Source organism: Jatrophihabitans sp. (assembly GCF_036389215.1).
Taxonomy (GTDB): domain Bacteria; phylum Actinomycetota; class Actinomycetes; order Mycobacteriales; family Jatrophihabitantaceae; genus Jatrophihabitans_A.
The window spans coordinates 1-15,915 of sequence record NZ_DASVQG010000138.1 but is presented as its reverse complement, the minus strand read 5'-3'; the positions used below and the strand labels follow the sequence as shown (position 1 = coordinate 15,915).

Sequence of the window (15,915 nt, the reverse complement as noted above, 5' to 3'; positions counted from 1 at the left end):
CGCGGCGGCTGCTCGGCCGCGGCGCCGCCGGCGGGCCGGTGCGGGGCGGTGAGCAACCGCTCGGCCAGTTCGGCGGCGGTTGCCACGGCCTGCTGATCCTCGGCCCGCACCGCGATGAAGAGGTCGTTGGGCGACTCGCTGCCCGGTGGTTGGAAGCCCATGCCGGCCAGCAGTTCCAGGTTGAGTTCGGTGGCCATGCCGACCAGCGCGTCCTGCACGCCGTCGGCCTGGCCGACCTGGCGGCTGACCTGCAGCAGGGTCACCGAGTCGGCGTAGAGCCCCCGGCGCACCAGTACCTGTTCCGAACTCATCCGCGGCCCTCCAGCCGGTATCCGTGCGAACTAGCCAGCGGCCCTGGCTGGAACGTAATCAGTGAGCTACCTTCTGCCGATGGTTACAGTTGCCAACCATCAGGGCCACAACCTACGCAATCTGCCAGCGGCGGCTGCGGACGGGCTCAGCGTCGCCGAACTGCTGACGCTGCCGAGCATGGTCGACGCCACCGTGCTGGCGGGCACCGCCGGCCTGGATCGGGTGGTCCGCGGCGTGAACGTCCTGGAGGTGCCAGACATCCTGCCGTGGGTGAAGCCGAACGAGCTGCTGCTCAGCACCGCGTTCGCGCTGACCCGGGTCGCCGATTCCGACCAGAGCGGGCAGCTGACGCGGCTGATCCGCGACCTGGACGGCCGGCAGCTGTCAGGGATCGCGGTCACGCTGGGCTCCGGCCAGCTGCCGGCGGAGGTGATCGAGCTGGCTGACGAGCTGGGCTTCCCGCTGCTGCGGCTGGTTGACGAGGTGGCCTTCGACGAGGTGCTCGCCGACGTCTACGGGGTGCTGCTCGACCGGCAGAACCAGGTGCTGGCGCAGGCGGACGCGCTGCACCAGGCGATCGCCACCATCGTGCTCGGCGGCGGTGGCCTGCCCCAGATCGCCGACGAGGTGTCCCGGTTGCTGGACTGCGCGCTGCTGATCACCACCCCCGATGGCCGGGTACTGGCCGACGAGGGCGGCGGTGGGCACCACGAGGCGGCCAAGGCGGCCGGGCTGTTCCACAGCAGCGGACGGTTGCTGGTCGAACGGCTGCGGATCGGGTTGCAGCCGGCACCCGACGGCGAGCGAGGCGGCGAGCGAGGCGGCGAGCCAGGCGGCGAGCCCGGTGGCCAGGCCGCGATGACCGCCATCGTGGCCGGCGGCGTCGACCACGGCCGGATCGTGGCCTACCGCCAGCAGCAGGAGCTGCCGCCGGGCACCGTGCAGGCCCTGGAACGGGTCGCGATCGTGGCGGCGCTGACCATCACCAAGGAACTGGCCGTCTCCGCGGTCGAGGGCAAATTCCGCGGTGACTACCTGCGCGACGTGCTGACCGGCCAGCTTCCGGTCGACGACGTGGTCGTGCAGCACTGCCGCTCGCTGGGCTGGGACATCGACCGTCCGATGGTGGTGCTGGTCGCTGAACTGGACCCGACCGAGCCCAGCAAGCCGGGAGCGCCGGCCGGGCCGTCGGTGGTGCACCGGTCCCAGCACGAGCGCTTCGTCTCCGCCTGGCAGCAGGTGCTGCGAGCCCGGGACAAGGCCGCTCCGGTGGTCGGCTTCAGCCACGAGGTGGTCGCGCTGCTGCCGGTGCGCTCCGGTGACCAGGCCCGGATGGTGGCCGAGTTGATCGCCGCGGTGTCCGGCGACCGTGGCGGCGGCCGGCAGTCCTTCAGCGCCGGTGTGTCGCGCCGGATGGTCGAACCGTCCCAGATCGCGACCGGCTACGCCCAGGCCCGCAAGGCGGTGTCGGTGGGCCGGCGGGTGCACGGGCACGGCAGCGTGTCTCACTTCGATTCCCTCGGCGTGCACCGGTTGCTGTCGCTGGTGCCCGACACCGCGGAGCTGAAGTCCTTTGCCGCCGAGGTGCTCGGTGATCTGGCGACCGAGGCCGCGGAGGCCGCCGACCTGCGGGTGACCTTGCAAACGCTGCTCGACACCAACCTCAACGTCGCAGAGACGGCCCGGCTGCTGCACTTTCACTACAACACGCTGCGCTACCGGATCAGCAAGCTGGAACGGATCGTCGGGCCGTTCACCACCGACCCGCACCTGCGGCTGGACGTGGCACTGGCGCTGCAGGTCGTCCAGATGCGCGGCCTCTGAGTTTCCTGAGTTTCCGCACCTGCGCGAATCTCGGTTACCCGGCCTCTCGCGCTGAAGCGCACCCCGGGGTGTCAGCTCGGCCTCCCAGGTTCGGCATCTCGCGCTCGAACCCGCGTTCTCCTTATCCTCGTTGGCCTTCCAGCAGCCAGGTCTGCGGCGTGTCACCCTGCCCGGCGGCCAACGATCGGCTGGCAACGTCGCCTGGCCAACGGTCGCCTGGCCAACGTCGCCTGGCCAACGTCGCCTGGCCAACGATCGGCTGGCCAACGTCGCCTGGCCAACGATCGGCTGGCCAACGATCGGCTGGCCAACGCCATCCTTGACACATTCCCATATAAGCATATGATCGAATCATGGCACGAGCGGCGACGACGGCAGACGCGTTCAACGCGGTAGCCGAGGTCCGCCGGCGTCAGATCCTCGACACCCTCGCAGGCGGCGAGCGCGGTGTCACCGACCTGGTGGCGCGGCTGGACCTTCCCCAGCCGCTGGTGTCCAAGCACCTGAGGGTGCTGCGTGAGGTCGGCCTGGTCGAGGTGCGCGAGCAGGGCCGCGAGCGGGTGTACCGGCTCAACGCCGAGTCGCTCAAGCCCATCTCGGACTGGGTCAGGAACTACGAGCGGTTGTGGACGCAACGCCTCGATCGCCTCGATGCGGTGGTGCGGGAGCTCAAGGAGAAGGAGCAGGGACATGACAGCAGGAACGAGTAGCGGCACCGCCGTGGTGACGCTGCCGACGGACACCCAGATTCTGATCACCCGTGAGTTCGGCGCGCCCAGGCACCTGGTCTACCGGGCCTGGACGACACCGGAGCTGGTCAGGCGCTGGTGGTACGCCGAGCGGGGCGAGATGACCGCTGCCGAGATCGACCTCCGGGTCGGCGGCAGCTGGCGCTTCGTCATGGTGACTCCCAGCGGGGTCGAGGTTGCCTTCCACGGCGAGTACCGCGAGATCGTGCCGGACGAGCGGCTGGTCTGGACCGAGATCTACGAGGCCGTGCCCGAGGCCGAGTCGCTGCAGACGATGACCCTCACCGAGCGGGACGGGCGCACCACCATGACCGTGCTGGCCGAGCACGCCAACCGGTCCGACCGCGACGCGGTCATCGCCTCGGGCATGGAGGACGGCCTGCAGGACGCGTTGAACCTGCTCGAGCGGGTTGCGGTGTCACTGCGCTGAACGCGTATCCGACCGGCAGCGTGCCCGATCGCTACGTCGCGGTGATCGGGCCCGGCACGGCGAGCCCGGAGCTCTACCGGCTGGCTCACGAGGTGGGCGCCGAACTCGCCCGGCGGCAGGCGATCCTGCTGTGCGGCGGGCTCGGCGGCGTCATGGAAGCCGCGGCCCGGGGTGCCCGCGAGGGCTCGCCGCCGGGCAGGACGATCGGGCTGCTGCCGGGGACCGACCGGGGCGAAGGCAGCCCGTTCCTCGACTACGCGCTGCCCACCGGCCTCGCCGAAGCCCGGGACGGGGCGCTGGTGACCAGTGCCGACGCGGTGATCGCGGTCGGCTGCAACCCCGGAACGCTGATCGAGATCGGCTATGCGCTGAAACGGCAACGCCCACTGGCGGTGCTGGCCGGCTGGTCCGTCCTGGACGAGTCCGGCCAACCGGTCACCGGGTACCGGGCGGCCCGGACGGCTGCCGAGGCGGTGGCCCTGGTGCTCGGGGATCTAGGCTCAGCACGTGATCGACATCGGTAGCAGGCGACGTAATCAACCTGCGCCTCCACACATCCTGTTCGAGGCCTTGACCCAGCCGGACCGCGATCCGGCGCGTCCATGGCTGGACCTCCTCGACGATGAAGAACGCCCGCGCATCATCGAAGCAGCTGCGCCGTCCCTGGTGGTGTGGTCCTCGCTCTGGCTGAAGCGGCCGGATGCCACCGTTCGCTTCGACCTGGCACCGGACAGCATTCGCCAAGGCACCGATCTGCGCTGGACGCTGTCGGTGGAGGAACCCGCGCCAGATGCTGCCCTCACCGGGCATCTGCGCAAGCGCGTCAATCAACTCATCAACGCCAACCTCCGGTACACCTTCGGCCAGTAGCAGCCCGGTAACTCTCGGACTCGTCCGGAGGCAATACTGAGGTATGGCTACTGACGACGACGCCACGGTCGGCCCGCTCGACGGCGCGGTCATTCCGCGATACGCGGGGCTGTCCACCTTCGCGCGGCTGCCCCGGCGCGAGGACGTGCCGCGCTTCGACGTCGCCGTCCTCGGGGTGCCCTTCGACAGCGGGGTGAGCTACCGGCCCGGTGCCCGGTTCGGCCCGGCGCACATCCGGCAGAGCTCCCGGCTGCTGCGCCCGTACAACCCCGCGCTGGAGGTGTCGCCGTTCGGCGCCCAGCAGGTGGTCGACGCCGGAGACCTCACGGTCAACCCGTTCGACATCCAGCAGGCCATCACCCAGATCGAGGCCGGCGCCCGCGAACTCAGCGCGGATGCCAAGCTGCTGGTGCTGGGTGGCGACCACACCATCGCGTTGCCGGTGCTGCGGGCGATGCACGCGTTGCACGGTCCGATCGCGGTGCTGCACTTCGACGCGCACCTCGACACCTGGGACACCTACTTCGGCGAGCCGTACACCCACGGCACGCCCTTCCGCAGGGCGTCGGAGGAGGGCCTGCTGGATCGCGAGCACTGCCTGCACATCGGGATCCGCGGGCCGCTGTACGACCCGGCCGATCTGACCGATTCCTTCGACCTGGGCTTCGCCACCGTCCACTGCGTGGAGCTGGAGACCCTCGGCGTCGCCGGCACCATCGAGCGGATGCGGGCCCGGCTGGGCGACCGGCCGGTCTACGTCTCGGTCGACATCGACGTCCTGGACCCGGCCTACGCGCCGGGCACCGGCACCCCCGAAGCGGGCGGCATGAGTTCCCGGGAGCTGCTAGCGGTGCTGCGCGGGCTGATGGGCGCCAACATCGTTTCCGCCGACATCGTCGAGGTGTCACCGGCCTATGACCATGCCGAGATCACCGGGATCGCCGCGGCGCACGTCGGCTTCGAGCTGCTGTCGGTGCTCGCCCTGGGCGCCGACGCCGCCGAGCTGGAGCTCGACGTCGAGGCGCTGACGGTCGAGGCGACAACCGAATCGTGACCGGCGACGCCCTGCTCCGGGCGTGACATTCGGGTTCGCGCGGGCCTACCGTTGAACCAACGGCACGGCACGCCGCCAGAGTGACAGCGCCGGCCGGGGGGAGTGGTCATGACCATCCATCAATGCCCGAAATGTGAGCTGCGGTTCACCTGGAAGACCGAACTCGATGATCACTGCCAGCAGGATCATCCGCAGTTCCGGCACGAGTACCCGGTGCGCAAGCACGCACCCGAGCAGCACGACCCGAGGGTGGCCGGCGCAGGCGGCTCTCCAGCCCGCGGCTGACGCCGGCTGAGGAGAACGTGCTCGAAGCCGGGCGGTTCGCCTGGTAGCTCCGCGATGTCTCGCGGCATGGATCCGAGCTGACTCCACGCTGCGGCGTGTCACAGCCCCCTAGTCGATCTTTCGTCAACACTTCACCGTGTAGCGGGTGCCGCCCGGTCACTACCGTGCGGCCAACGAAGCGCCTGGGAGGCCACCATGTCTGCGTTCGGATGGAACTTGGTCTACGACGGCAAGACACCGCCGCCGGGGGCGGTGGTACGCCCGGGTGAACGGTTGTCCTGGCTGCGGATGGGTGGCCTGGGCGCGCAGCACGTGGTGGCGATGTTCGGGGCCACCTTCGTATTCCCGGCGATCATGGGGCTGAACCCGAACCTGGCCGTGATGATGTCCGGTGTCGCCACCATCCTCTTCCTGCTGATCGTCAAGGGCCGGGTGCCGTCCTACCTGGGCACCTCGGCCTCGTTCGTGGCCGCGGTCGCCGCGATCCGCGCGCAGGGCGGCGATTCCGCCGATGTCTCCGGGGCGATCCTGATCGCCGGAGTGATCCTGGCGGCGGTCGGCGTGCTGGTGCACTTCGGCGGCAGCCGCTACGTGCGGGCGGTGCTGCCGCCGGCGGTCACCGGTGCGGTGGTGATGCTGATCGGCTTCAACCTGGCGACCGTCGCCACCAGCATCTACTTCCCGACCGAGCAGTGGATCGGCCTGCTCACCGCCCTCTTCGTGCTGGTCACCGCGGTGCTGGTCCGCGGCTTCATCAGCCGGATCGCGATCTTCCTGGCGCTGGTCTTCGGTTACCTGATCAGCTGGATCGCCGACCGGATCAACGACGTGCCCAAGTGCTCGGACAAGATCACCACCGCCTGCACCGGCACCGGCCACCGGATCGACTGGAGCGGGGTGCGCAGCGCCGACTGGATCGGCCTGCCGCAGGACATCGTCAGCCCGACCTTCGGCGCGCTGACCGGCCCGCACCTGCCAGCCTTCAACGTCACCTTCATCCTGCTGGTGATCCCCTCGGTCATCGCGTTGCTGGCCGAGAACTCCGGCCACGTCAAGGCGGTGTCGGAGATGACCGGCGACGACCTGGACCCCTACCTCGGACGCGCCTTCATCGGTGACGGCGTGGGCACCGCGCTGGCCTCGCTGGTCGGTGGCTCGCCGACCACCACCTACGCCGAGAACATCGGGGTGATGGCAGCAACCCGGATCTACTCCACGCTGGCCTACTACATCGCCGCGGTGGTCGCGATCCTGTTCGGGTTCTGCCCCAAGTTCGGGGCGGTGATCGCGGCCACCCCCGGCGGCGTGCTCGGCGGCATCACCCTGGTGCTGTACGGGATGATCGGGCTGCTCGGCGCCAAGATCTGGGTCGAGAACCGGGTCGACTTCGGCAACCCGGTCAACCTGGTGCCGCTGGCCGCCGGGATCATCGCGGGCATCGGCAACCTTGCGGTCAAGTTCACCGACACCTTCTCGATCACCGGAATCGCGGCCGGCACCCTGATCGTGCTGATCGGTTACCACCTGGTGCATATCCTGGCACCAAGGATCGGTACCGCTCGCGCGGAGAACACCGCTCCGATCACCGACACCCCGACCGCAGGTCGTCAAGGAGGTCCCAGAACACGGTGAAGCCGCCAGCGTTCGACTACAGCCGTCCGGAGTCCCTCGACGAGGCGTTGGGACTGCTGGCCGAGTCCGGCCCGGACGCCAAGGTGCTCGCTGGTGGCCAGAGCCTGCTACCGCTGCTGTCGATGCGGCTGATCGCGCCTGCCCGGCTGGTTGACGTCAACCGGCTGGCCGAGCTGGCCTACATACGCTCCGGCCCGGACGCCGTCCGGGTCGGAGCCTTGGCACGGCACGCCGCGGTATTGCGCGACGCCGGTGCCAGGGAACGCCAGCCGTTGCTGGCGGAGGCGGTTGCGGTGATCGCCCACCCGACCATCCGCAACCGAGGAACCTCCGTCGGCAGCCTGGTGCACGCCGACCCGTCGGCCGAGCTGCCGGCGGTGCTGTGCCTGCTGGACGGGTCGGTGACCGTCGCCTCGGCTACCGGACGGCGTACGGTGCCGGCCGCCGAGTTCTTCACCGGCCCGCTGGAGTCGGCGGTCAGGCCCGGCGAGCTGGCGATCGAGGCCAGCTTTCCGGCGCTGCCCGCAAGGGCCGGCAGCGCGTTCGCCGAGGTGTCGCGGCGGCACGGTGACTACGCGATCTGCGGGGTGGCGGTGCTGGTCCAGCTCGATGAGGACCTGCGGATCAGCACGGCCCGGGCCGGCTACCTGTCGGTCTCGGCGACCCCGCTGGTACTGGACCTGACCGAGGCGATCAGCGGGCGCCCGCACGATGCGGACCTCTCGGCGGCGGCCGCCTTCGCGCGTGCCGCGGTCGATCCGGAGCCCGACATCCATGCCAGCGCGGCTTATCGCCGCCAGCTGGCCGGGGTGCTGACCGGTCGGGCGCTGGGCATCGCCGCCCGCCGGGCCGCCGGCAACGCCACCGGGGCGGCGGCCGCATGAACGAGGATCGCAGCGAGGCCCGACACGAGATCGCGCTGACGGTCAACGGGGTCGAACGACGGGCCGAGGTGCCGGCCCGCCGGTTGCTCTCGGACTGCCTGCGCCACGACCTCGGCCTGACCGGCACCCATGTCGGCTGCGAGCACGGGGTGTGCGGCGCCTGCACGGTCCTGGTCGGCGGCGTGCCGATGCGGTCCTGCCTGCTCTTGGCGGTCAGCATGGACGGCGAGCAGATCACCACCGTCGAAGGGCTGACCGGTCCCGACGGCAAGCTGTCGCCGGTCCAGCAGGGGTTCGCCGAGTGCCACGGGCTGCAGTGCGGTTTCTGCACGCCGGGTTTCCTCACCACGATCACCGCGGGCCTGGCCGACAATCCGGATCCGACGCCGGAGCAGGCCCGGGAGCTGATCGGCGGCAACCTGTGCCGGTGCACCGGCTACCAGAACATCGTGGCGGCGGTGCTGCGGGCCGCCGAGATCGGCAGGGAGCGGGCCACCGCGCCGGCCGGCGACAGCGGCAGCAGGACGAGTAGCGAGCACGGCAGCGACCGGAGCCTGCGCTCATGACCACCCGGATGATGGGTGAGCCGATCCGTCGGGTGGAGGACCGCCGGCTGCTGACCGGCAACGGCCGCTATCTCGACGACCTCGGGGCCGACGCGGTGGAGGTGGCGCTGGTGCGATCACCGCACGCGCACGCGAAGATCCTCGACATCGACGTCACCGCCGCGCTGGAGGTCGACGGCCTGCTGGCCATCTACACCTACGACGACCTGACCGGCCCGCTGGCCGATCCGTTGCCGCTGCTGATCCCGCACCCGGCGCTGACCCACGGCCGCACCCAGTACCCGCTGGCCCGCGACGAGGTGAACTACGTCGGCGAGGCGGTGGCGATGGTGGTCGCGGAGAACCGCTACCTCGCCGAGGACGCCGCCGAGCGCATCCTGGTCTCCTACCAGGTGCTGCCACCGGTGGTCGGGCTCGACGCCGCCCGAGCGGCTGAGCGGTTGGTGCACCCGGACGTGCCGGGCAACGTCGCCGCGCACTTCGTCCAGGAGTCCGGCGACGCGGCCGCCGCCATCGCCGCCGCCCCGCACCGGCTGGCACTCGACCTGGAGATCCAGCGCTCGGCCAGCACGCCGCTGGAGGGCAGGGGAGTGCTTGCCCGCTGGGACACCGACGCGCAGCGGCTGCGGATGTGGACCTCGACCCAGACCTCCACCGGGGTGCGCGCCGCGGTGGCGGTGAAGCTCGGCCTGGACCTGGGCAGCGTCGAGGTGATCACCCCGGACGTCGGCGGCGGCTTCGGGGTCAAGATCATGCACCCGTGGCCGGAGGAGGTGCTGGTGCCGATGGCGGCCCGGGCGCTGGGCCGGCCGGTGAAGTTCACCGAGGACCGCCGCGAGCACTTCATCTCCTCGGCGCACGAGCGGGGCCAGCAGCAGCACATCGAGGTCGGCTTCGACGACCAGGGCCGGCTGCTGGGCCTGTCGCTGCAGTTCTGGCACGACAACGGCGCCTACATCCCGTACGGCCTGATCGTTCCGATCGTCACCTCCACCCAGGTGCTCGGGCCGTACAAGCCGGGTGCCTTCCGGGTGGAGTTCGAATCCCTCTACACCAACACGGTGATCGTCACTCCGTACCGCGGCGCCGGCCGGCCGCAGGCCGTGTTCGCGATGGAGCGGACAATGGATGCAATAGCATGCGATCTGGGTTTGGACCGGGCCGAGGTCCGCGAACGAAACTTCATCCAGCCGGAGGAGATGCCCTACGACCACGGCCTGGTGTTCCAGGACGGCCGGCCGTTGATCTATGACTCGGGCGACTTCCCGGCCTCGCTGGCCAAGCTGAAGAAGCTCGTCGGCTGGGACGAATGGGCCGGCTACCAGGCCAGGGCACGCGCCGAGGGCCGCAAGGTCGGCATGGGATTGGCCTGCTACGTCGAGGGAACCGGGGTCGGCCCGTACGAGGGCGGCCACGTCCAGGTGGAGACCACCGGCAAGGTCAAGGTTGCCACCGGCCTGACCTCGCAGGGCCAGGGCCACCAGACCGCCTTCGCCCAGATCGTCGCCGACGAGCTCGGGGTGCCGATGTCCGACATCGAGGTGGTCACCGGTGACACCCGGCGTTTTCCTTACGCGGTAGGCACATTCGCCTCCCGAGCCGCGGTGATGAGCGGATCGGCGATCGCGCTGGCGGCCCGGGCGGCCCGTGCCAAGATCTTGAAGGTGGCGGCCGAAGCCCTGGAGGCCGAGCCCGGTGACCTCGAGATCGTCGAGGGCCAGGTCCGGGTCAAGGGCAGCCCGGGCACCGAGATCTCGCTCGGCACCGTCGCGGTGCTGTCGAATCCACTGCGCTACGCCTTCGACGAGGCGTCCAAGGCCGCGACCCAGTTCGCGGTGGGCCATCCGGATCAGGCACCGGTGGGCGAGGACGACGAGCCGGGCATCGAGGGCCGGGACTACTACTCACCGCTGCAGTCCACCTTCGCCAACGGCATGCACGCGGTGATCGTGGAGACCGATCCGGAGACCGCCGAGATCAAGATCCTGCGTTACTGCGTCGTGCACGACTGCGGCACCCTGATCAATCCGATGATCGTGCGGGGGCAGGTGCACGGCGGGGTGGCGCAGGGCGTCGGTGGCGCGCTGTACGAGCGGATGGCCTACGACGAGAGCGGGCAGCTGCAGAACGCCTCGTTCATGGACTTCCTGATGCCCTACGTCTCCGAGATGCCCGCCGAGATCGAGATCGACCACCTCGAAACCCCGTCGCCGTTGAACCCATTGGGGATCAAAGGCGCCGGCGAGGCCGGCGTCATCCCCAGTGCCGCGGTGTTCGCCGCGGCGATCTCCGATGCCGAGGGCTTCGAGCTCACCTCGATGCCGATCTCACCGAGCGAGCTGTTCGAGCTCCGGTCGGCACACGCCGCCGGCCGGCAGGAAGGGGACGAGTCATGAAGCTGGCAGGCGAGGCGATATTGCACGCACCGCTGGACCGGGTCTGGACGGCGCTGCGCGATCCCGCGGTGCTGGTCGCGACGATCCCGGGCTGCGAGCGGCTGGTCGCGACCGGGCCGGACAGCTATGACATGACGGTGACCGCGGGAGTCGCCTCGATCAAGGGCAGTTATGCCGGCACGGTCTCGCTGACCGACCTGCCCGAGCCGCACACCTTCCTGATGAAGGCATCGGGTGCCGGCGGTCCCGGCACCGTCGATGCCGACGTGCGGGTCAGCCTGACCGACACCGGCGAGGGGACCCGGTTGACCTACGATGCCGACGCCGCCATCGGGGGCGTCATCGGCGGCGTCGGGCAGCGGATGCTGATCGGGGTGGCCAAGAAGATGGCCGGTGAGTTCTTCAGCGGGGTGGACGACGTGCTGACCGGCAACCGGCCGCTGGCCGCCGCCGGTGAGCAAGCTGACTCGAGCGCGGCCCCGGCGGGCCAGGACACCGCGGTCGCTGCCGGGCAACATCCCGGGCCGGCGGTCTTCACCGCCGCCGGCCGCGGGAAGCCGCCCGCCAGACCGGCGACCGAGTCCTTCCTCGCCGGCGCGGTGTTCGGCGCGGCCACCGCGCTGCTCGGCGTGCTGGTGGGGGCCCGGACGGCCCGTGCCTCGCACAACACCCGGACTGCGAGGAGAATGGGCTGATGCGTGAATTCATCGCCGCCGCCGTCCAGGTGGCACCCGCGCCCGGGCCGCTGACCGCTGACAGCGTGGCGGCCAACATCGCCGGGGCCATCGAGCTGACCCGGCGCTGCCACGCCGCGACCGGTGCCGAGCTGATCGTGCTTCCCGAGTCGGTGACGACCGGATTCACCCCCGGCGTCGAGACCGAGCGGCTGTGGGACCTGGTCAGCGAGCTGCCGGGCCCGGTGCTGCAGCCGTTCGCCGACCTGGCCGCCGAGCTCGGCACCCATCTGGTGCTGGGGACCTATGAGCGCGGGCCCGAACCCGGCGTGGTCTACAACGCCGCGGTGGTGCTCGGCCCGGCCGGCGAGCTGCTGGGGGTGTACCGCAAGACCCATCCGTTCGGCAACGAGCGGGTCGACCGCGGCGGCTGGGTCACCCCCGGTGAGGACGTCCTGGTGGTGGAAACCTCGCTGGGCCGGATCGGGGTGATCATCTGCTTCGACGGCGACTACCCCGAGCTGGCCCGGATCACCGCGCTGGCCGGCGCCGAAGTCATCTGCCGGCCGTCGGCGCTGCTGCGCTCGGCCGACATCTGGGAGCTGACCAACCGGGCCCGGGCCTACGACAACCACGTCTACCTGATCGGGACCAATGCCACCGGTGTCGACCCGGGCGGGGTGATCTACTTCGGCAACTCGATGATCGTCACCCCGATCGCCGAGGTGATCGCCCGGGCCTCGTCGCACGAGTGCTGGGTCTCGGCCACTCTGGACCCGGACACCGCGATGCGCTCGCTGACGCCCGGCTCCTCGGTTCCGCAGACCTTCGACCACCTGGCCGACCGCAACCTGGCGCTGATCCGCAAGAACGCCGAGCGGCTGATGAGTGAGGCGCGGACGTCGTTCAAGCTCGGCTGAGACAGCCGGCCGAGCCGGACGCAACGGCGTGCGGCCGGTGGGCGTTCAGCGCGGTCCGTAACGCCTCTGGATGGCTTCGCCGCTCCCGGTGCCGGACAGGATCCGGCGCAACAGCGTTGCCAGCGTCATCTGCTCTTCGGGATCCAGCATCTGCAGCATGACGGCGTCGAGGCTGTGTTCAGCCTTGGACACCAGTTCCAGCAGGTCGCAGGCCTCAGGCGTCAGCGAGAGATGTATCACCCGGCGATCGATCGTTCCCGGCTCCCGTCGCACCAGACCGCGTTTGACCAGGATGTCGACGACCCGGCTCGGGCTGCCGGTCTCGCACACGATGAGTCGGCCCAGCTGGGCCAGGGTCAGTTCACCTTGCTCGGCAAGCACTGCGAGAACCTCCGCCTGAGACGGTGTCAGGCCGGCCGGGCGCAGTTCGTCCGCGAGCCATCTGTTGCCCTCGCGCTGTGCTGCCAGGATCAGATGGCGTAGTTCGCTGAGTGAACGCTCCTCAGCGGCAGTGTCCGCCTTGGTGGCATTTCGTCGGGTCATGGGTTCTTTACCTTCTTGTGGAGATCATAGACTTGACATCAGCTTATCCATGATGCAGCATCGGTGATGCAGCAATGATGACGATTAATCGAATGAGCCATCATGGATCTAACGGCTGCACCATCTTAACCACATCGTCACCCCGCGATGATCGTTTTTGGCCAGGAAGGCAAGCCTGAATCCCAGGCATGGCCGATCGGTCCTTTACAGAAGGAATTGTCATGACCCTGCTCGCCACCCCGTTCGCCACCGCCGTCATCCCAGTCCAGCTGAGTGAGATCGAGGACGTCGTAGTCGCCATCGCCCGCGGCGAGATGGTCGTCGTCGTCGACGACGAGAACCGCGAGAACGAAGGTGACCTGATCGTCGCTGCCGAACACGCGACCAGCGAGGTCATCAACTTCATGATCACCCAGGGCCGCGGACTGGTCTGCACCGCGCTCACCGCTTCGCGCGCCGCTGAGCTGGAGCTGCCCTACATGGTTGCCCGCAATGAGGACCACTTGGGCACTGCCTTCACCGTGAGCGTGGACGGTACGCCTTTGACCGGTGTCACCACCGGAATCTCGGCACCGGACCGGGCAGCCACCATCAAGCTCCTGATCAGCGGAGCGGCGACCCAGCTGCAGCGGCCGGGTCACATCTTCCCGCTGATCGCTCGTGAGGGAGGCGTCCTCGAGCGTCCCGGGCACACCGAGGCAGCTGTCGACCTGGCCCGGATGGCCGGTTGCGAGCCGGTCGGAGTGATCGTGGAGATCATCGGTGACGACGGTGAGATGCTGCGGCTCGAGCAGCTCGCCCGCTTCGCCGCCAGGCATGGACTGCTGATCACCAGCATCGAGAAGCTGCAGGCCTACCTCGCTCGTAACTTCGCGTCACACTCATGAAACTGGTGGAGAAGGCGGTCCGGACTACGTCTTTCTGGCTCATCCACCGCAGTGTCCGGCGACGGCTCGCGCAGGTGGACGGGTTAGCAAACGTTCCCGTCACCGGGCCGTTCGTACTAGCACCCAACCACAGCAGCTACTTCGACCACTATGTCGTCGAGACGGTGCTGTACAGCGTCCGCGGCAAGCCGACGTGGTTCCTGACGAAGTCCGAGGCGTTCGACAAGCCGTTGAGCCGGTTCTGGCACAACGTCATGCGCTGCATCCCGGTTGATCGGGGGCAGCCGACCGCCGCCACCCTCGGCCGGATCGGCGAGCTGCTGAGCAGTGGTTCGGCGCTGGTGATCTACCCCGAAGGAACGCGGGGGACCGGGGAGCAGCTGCTTCCCTTCAAGGACGGTGCGTTCTGGTTCGCCGTACGGCACAACGTTCCGGTGATCCCGGTCGGGATCGCAGGTGCTGTCGAGGTGCTTCCCAAGGGTGCGAAATGGCCCAAGAAGGCACCGCTGCGAATCGTCCTGGGGGAGGCACTGACGGACGATCCGTCGCTGTCTCGAACCCGCCGGCTCCAAGCGCTCCGCATGCAGGCAGAGCAACGGATTCCGCAGTTGATCGCGGCTGCCGCGGGATCCACGGCAGATCCGACCGGTGTGCTCGGGCTGGAGGTGAGCCGGCAGATCGACGCCGGCCTCCAGCCCGACGGCCGGTGCCCGGCGCCGACACTGCGACGGCTCAACCGGCTGGCCGCCCTCGTCCCGGTTCGCGACACGGCCGACATCGAGTTACCGGTGCAACGGCTGCGGCTGCAAGGGCTGCGCGCGATGTCGGCCGGTCCGCTCATGCGGCTGCTGCTCGTCTATCCGGTCCGGCACCGGGCACTCGCGCTGCTGCGGCGCAATCCCGAGCACCCGATGGCGAACTACCTGGTCGGGCGCTGGCATCTGAGCATGCCCCGGGCACTGGGTGGCCGGCCCGAAACCGGCGCCGAGCACCTGGGCAGGGCAACCGTCGCGGCACCGCAGGCAGACACCCGGTACGCAATGGGACTGGCTGAGGCACTGGTTGCCGCTGGTCGGCCGGCTGACGCGATGCAGCCGCTCATCACCGTCATCGAACGAACACCCCGCACCGATCGCGGGCACCGGCGCGTCCAGCGCGCCGAAGCCCTGTTGTCCAGGCTCAATTCCGCTATTCCGGGCGTCTCTGTGGATGTCCCTGTTCAGACGCAGGCGAACATGGCCGGCGTCGGAGGTTCCAGATGATCACCCTTACTCGGTTCTCCCTCAGCCGGCCCCGCCTCGTCATCGGCTTCTGGCTGATCGCCGTTGCACTGGCCGGCGGCCTGGCGCTGCACCTGCCGGATGCCATGAAGGCCGGCGGTTTCAACAACCCGCGCGGCTCGGCTGTCCTCGGGCAGAGCACGTTGGAGAAGGCCTTCGGCGATGCGCCGAACAGCCTGCAGGTCGTGCTGCACGATCCCGAGCGCCCGGTGGCGCCGGCCGCCGCCAAGGCGGCCCAGGCGCTGCGCGGCTTCGAGCATGTCGGCTCGGTGCAGTACGCCAATACCCAGCCGACCTGGCTGTCTCGCGACGGCCACACCACCTTCTTGCAGGTCGGCTTCACCAGCGACAACAACACGACCCAGAACCTGGTGCCGGAGCTGCACCGAGCGGCCGTCTCCGCGATTGCCGACGCGGGTATCGAGGTGAATGTGACCGGCGCCCCGGCGCTGGACTACGCGCTCAACCTGCAGTCGGCGAAGGATGCCCAACATGCCGAGCTGATCGCCTTTCCGCTGCTGTTCCTGGTGTTGTTCCTGGTCTTCCGCTCGGTGGCGGCAACCCTGATCCCGGTGTCGCTGGCCGGTCTGAGCATCGTCCTCTCACACG

17 protein-coding genes and 1 pseudogene are annotated in these 15,915 nt (G+C 69.4%); 16 read left to right on the top strand and 2 right to left on the bottom strand.

Annotated features, from left to right (window positions below; genetic code table 11):
- A pseudogene (locus VF542_RS06620) lies at window positions 1-311 on the bottom strand (FdrA family protein); the annotation flags it as partial.
- A gap of 79 nt (window positions 312-390) precedes the next feature.
- On the opposite strand from VF542_RS06620, the gene VF542_RS06615 reads away from it, so the two are divergent.
- The 13 genes from VF542_RS06615 to VF542_RS06555 all read left to right on the top strand — a co-directional run bounded on the left by VF542_RS06615 (window position 391) and on the right by VF542_RS06555 (window position 12,596).
- Window positions 391-2,136 carry a PucR family transcriptional regulator gene (locus VF542_RS06615; protein WP_408650908.1) on the top strand — a complete coding sequence of 582 codons (1,746 nt, stop codon included), beginning with the start codon at window positions 391-393 and terminating at the stop codon, window positions 2,134-2,136.
- A 353-nt stretch (window positions 2,137-2,489) separates the two neighbouring features.
- Window positions 2,490-2,846 carry an ArsR/SmtB family transcription factor gene (locus VF542_RS06610; RefSeq protein WP_408650907.1) on the top strand — a complete coding sequence of 119 codons (357 nt, stop codon included), beginning with the start codon at window positions 2,490-2,492 and terminating at the stop codon, window positions 2,844-2,846.
- Window positions 2,827-3,315, top strand: a complete 489-nt coding sequence (locus VF542_RS06605; RefSeq protein ID WP_408650906.1) for an SRPBCC family protein — start codon at window positions 2,827-2,829, stop codon at window positions 3,313-3,315. Before VF542_RS06610 ends, VF542_RS06605 begins: the two co-directional genes overlap by 20 nt.
- A gap of 20 nt (window positions 3,316-3,335) precedes the next feature.
- The gene (locus VF542_RS06600; RefSeq protein ID WP_408650905.1) at window positions 3,336-3,839 is read left to right on the top strand and encodes a TIGR00725 family protein; all 504 of its coding nucleotides are present in this window, start codon (window positions 3,336-3,338) and stop codon (window positions 3,837-3,839) included.
- Entirely contained in the window at window positions 3,823-4,185 is a 363-nt protein-coding gene (locus VF542_RS06595; RefSeq protein ID WP_408650904.1) for a hypothetical protein, read from the top strand. Before VF542_RS06600 ends, VF542_RS06595 begins: the two co-directional genes overlap by 17 nt.
- Before the next feature lie 43 nt (window positions 4,186-4,228).
- Entirely contained in the window at window positions 4,229-5,239 is a 1,011-nt protein-coding gene (speB, locus tag VF542_RS06590) for an agmatinase (protein ID WP_408650903.1), read from the top strand.
- Window positions 5,240-5,347: 108 nt separating this feature from the next.
- Window positions 5,348-5,524: a hypothetical protein gene (locus tag VF542_RS06585; protein ID WP_408650902.1), complete on the top strand. Its 177-nt coding sequence runs from the start codon at window positions 5,348-5,350 to the stop codon at window positions 5,522-5,524.
- A gap of 195 nt (window positions 5,525-5,719) precedes the next feature.
- Entirely contained in the window at window positions 5,720-7,156 is a 1,437-nt protein-coding gene (locus tag VF542_RS06580; RefSeq protein WP_408650901.1) for a uracil-xanthine permease family protein, read from the top strand.
- A complete protein-coding gene (locus VF542_RS06575) occupies window positions 7,153-8,040 on the top strand; it encodes an FAD binding domain-containing protein (RefSeq protein ID WP_408650900.1) in 888 nt (295 codons plus the stop codon). The genes VF542_RS06580 and VF542_RS06575 overlap by 4 nt, the downstream gene beginning before the upstream one ends.
- Window positions 8,037-8,606 carry a (2Fe-2S)-binding protein gene (locus tag VF542_RS06570; RefSeq protein WP_408650899.1) on the top strand — a complete coding sequence of 190 codons (570 nt, stop codon included), beginning with the start codon at window positions 8,037-8,039 and terminating at the stop codon, window positions 8,604-8,606. The genes VF542_RS06575 and VF542_RS06570 overlap by 4 nt, the downstream gene beginning before the upstream one ends.
- Entirely contained in the window at window positions 8,603-11,002 is a 2,400-nt protein-coding gene (cutA, locus tag VF542_RS06565; protein WP_408650898.1) for an aerobic carbon-monoxide dehydrogenase large subunit, read from the top strand. Before VF542_RS06570 ends, cutA begins: the two co-directional genes overlap by 4 nt.
- Entirely contained in the window at window positions 10,999-11,697 is a 699-nt protein-coding gene (locus VF542_RS06560; protein ID WP_408650897.1) for an SRPBCC family protein, read from the top strand. Before cutA ends, VF542_RS06560 begins: the two co-directional genes overlap by 4 nt.
- Window positions 11,697-12,596, top strand: a complete 900-nt coding sequence (locus VF542_RS06555; protein ID WP_408650896.1) for a carbon-nitrogen hydrolase family protein — start codon at window positions 11,697-11,699, stop codon at window positions 12,594-12,596. Before VF542_RS06560 ends, VF542_RS06555 begins: the two co-directional genes overlap by 1 nt.
- A gap of 45 nt (window positions 12,597-12,641) precedes the next feature.
- Here the strand turns inward: VF542_RS06555 and VF542_RS06550 are convergent, their stop codons facing one another.
- Window positions 12,642-13,139: a MarR family winged helix-turn-helix transcriptional regulator gene (locus VF542_RS06550; protein ID WP_408650895.1), complete on the bottom strand. Its 498-nt coding sequence runs from the start codon at window positions 13,137-13,139 to the stop codon at window positions 12,642-12,644.
- Between the two features lie 221 nt (window positions 13,140-13,360).
- Between VF542_RS06550 and ribB the strand changes: the two genes are divergently transcribed.
- The 3 genes from ribB to VF542_RS06535 form a co-directional block, all read left to right on the top strand.
- Entirely contained in the window at window positions 13,361-14,026 is a 666-nt protein-coding gene (ribB, locus tag VF542_RS06545) for a 3,4-dihydroxy-2-butanone-4-phosphate synthase (protein WP_408650894.1), read from the top strand.
- Window positions 14,027-14,100: 74 nt separating this feature from the next.
- A complete protein-coding gene (locus tag VF542_RS06540) occupies window positions 14,101-15,288 on the top strand; it encodes a 1-acyl-sn-glycerol-3-phosphate acyltransferase (protein WP_408650893.1) in 1,188 nt (395 codons plus the stop codon).
- Window positions 15,285-15,915 (top strand): MMPL family transporter (locus tag VF542_RS06535; protein ID WP_408650892.1); only part of this gene is annotated, 631 nt, incomplete at its 3' end. The genes VF542_RS06540 and VF542_RS06535, both read left to right, overlap by 4 nt.

What these genes read in the sequence shown, in the direction of transcription:
- VF542_RS06615 (WP_408650908.1), top strand. Translation starts at nt 391, where the DNA reads ATGGTTACAGTTGCCAACCATCAGGGCCACAACCTACGCAATCTGCCA.
- VF542_RS06610 (WP_408650907.1), top strand. Translation starts at nt 2,490, where the DNA reads ATGGCACGAGCGGCGACGACGGCAGACGCGTTCAACGCGGTAGCCGAG.
- VF542_RS06605 (WP_408650906.1), top strand. Translation starts at nt 2,827, where the DNA reads ATGACAGCAGGAACGAGTAGCGGCACCGCCGTGGTGACGCTGCCGACG.
- speB (WP_408650903.1), top strand. Translation starts at nt 4,229, where the DNA reads ATGGCTACTGACGACGACGCCACGGTCGGCCCGCTCGACGGCGCGGTC.
- VF542_RS06585 (WP_408650902.1), top strand. Translation starts at nt 5,348, where the DNA reads ATGACCATCCATCAATGCCCGAAATGTGAGCTGCGGTTCACCTGGAAG.
- VF542_RS06580 (WP_408650901.1), top strand. Translation starts at nt 5,720, where the DNA reads ATGTCTGCGTTCGGATGGAACTTGGTCTACGACGGCAAGACACCGCCG.
- VF542_RS06570 (WP_408650899.1), top strand. Translation starts at nt 8,037, where the DNA reads ATGAACGAGGATCGCAGCGAGGCCCGACACGAGATCGCGCTGACGGTC.
- cutA (WP_408650898.1), top strand. Translation starts at nt 8,603, where the DNA reads ATGACCACCCGGATGATGGGTGAGCCGATCCGTCGGGTGGAGGACCGC.
- VF542_RS06560 (WP_408650897.1), top strand. Translation starts at nt 10,999, where the DNA reads ATGAAGCTGGCAGGCGAGGCGATATTGCACGCACCGCTGGACCGGGTC.
- VF542_RS06555 (WP_408650896.1), top strand. Translation starts at nt 11,697, where the DNA reads ATGCGTGAATTCATCGCCGCCGCCGTCCAGGTGGCACCCGCGCCCGGG.
- VF542_RS06550 (WP_408650895.1), bottom strand. Translation starts at nt 13,139, where the DNA reads ATGACCCGACGAAATGCCACCAAGGCGGACACTGCCGCTGAGGAGCGT.
- ribB (WP_408650894.1), top strand. Translation starts at nt 13,361, where the DNA reads ATGACCCTGCTCGCCACCCCGTTCGCCACCGCCGTCATCCCAGTCCAG.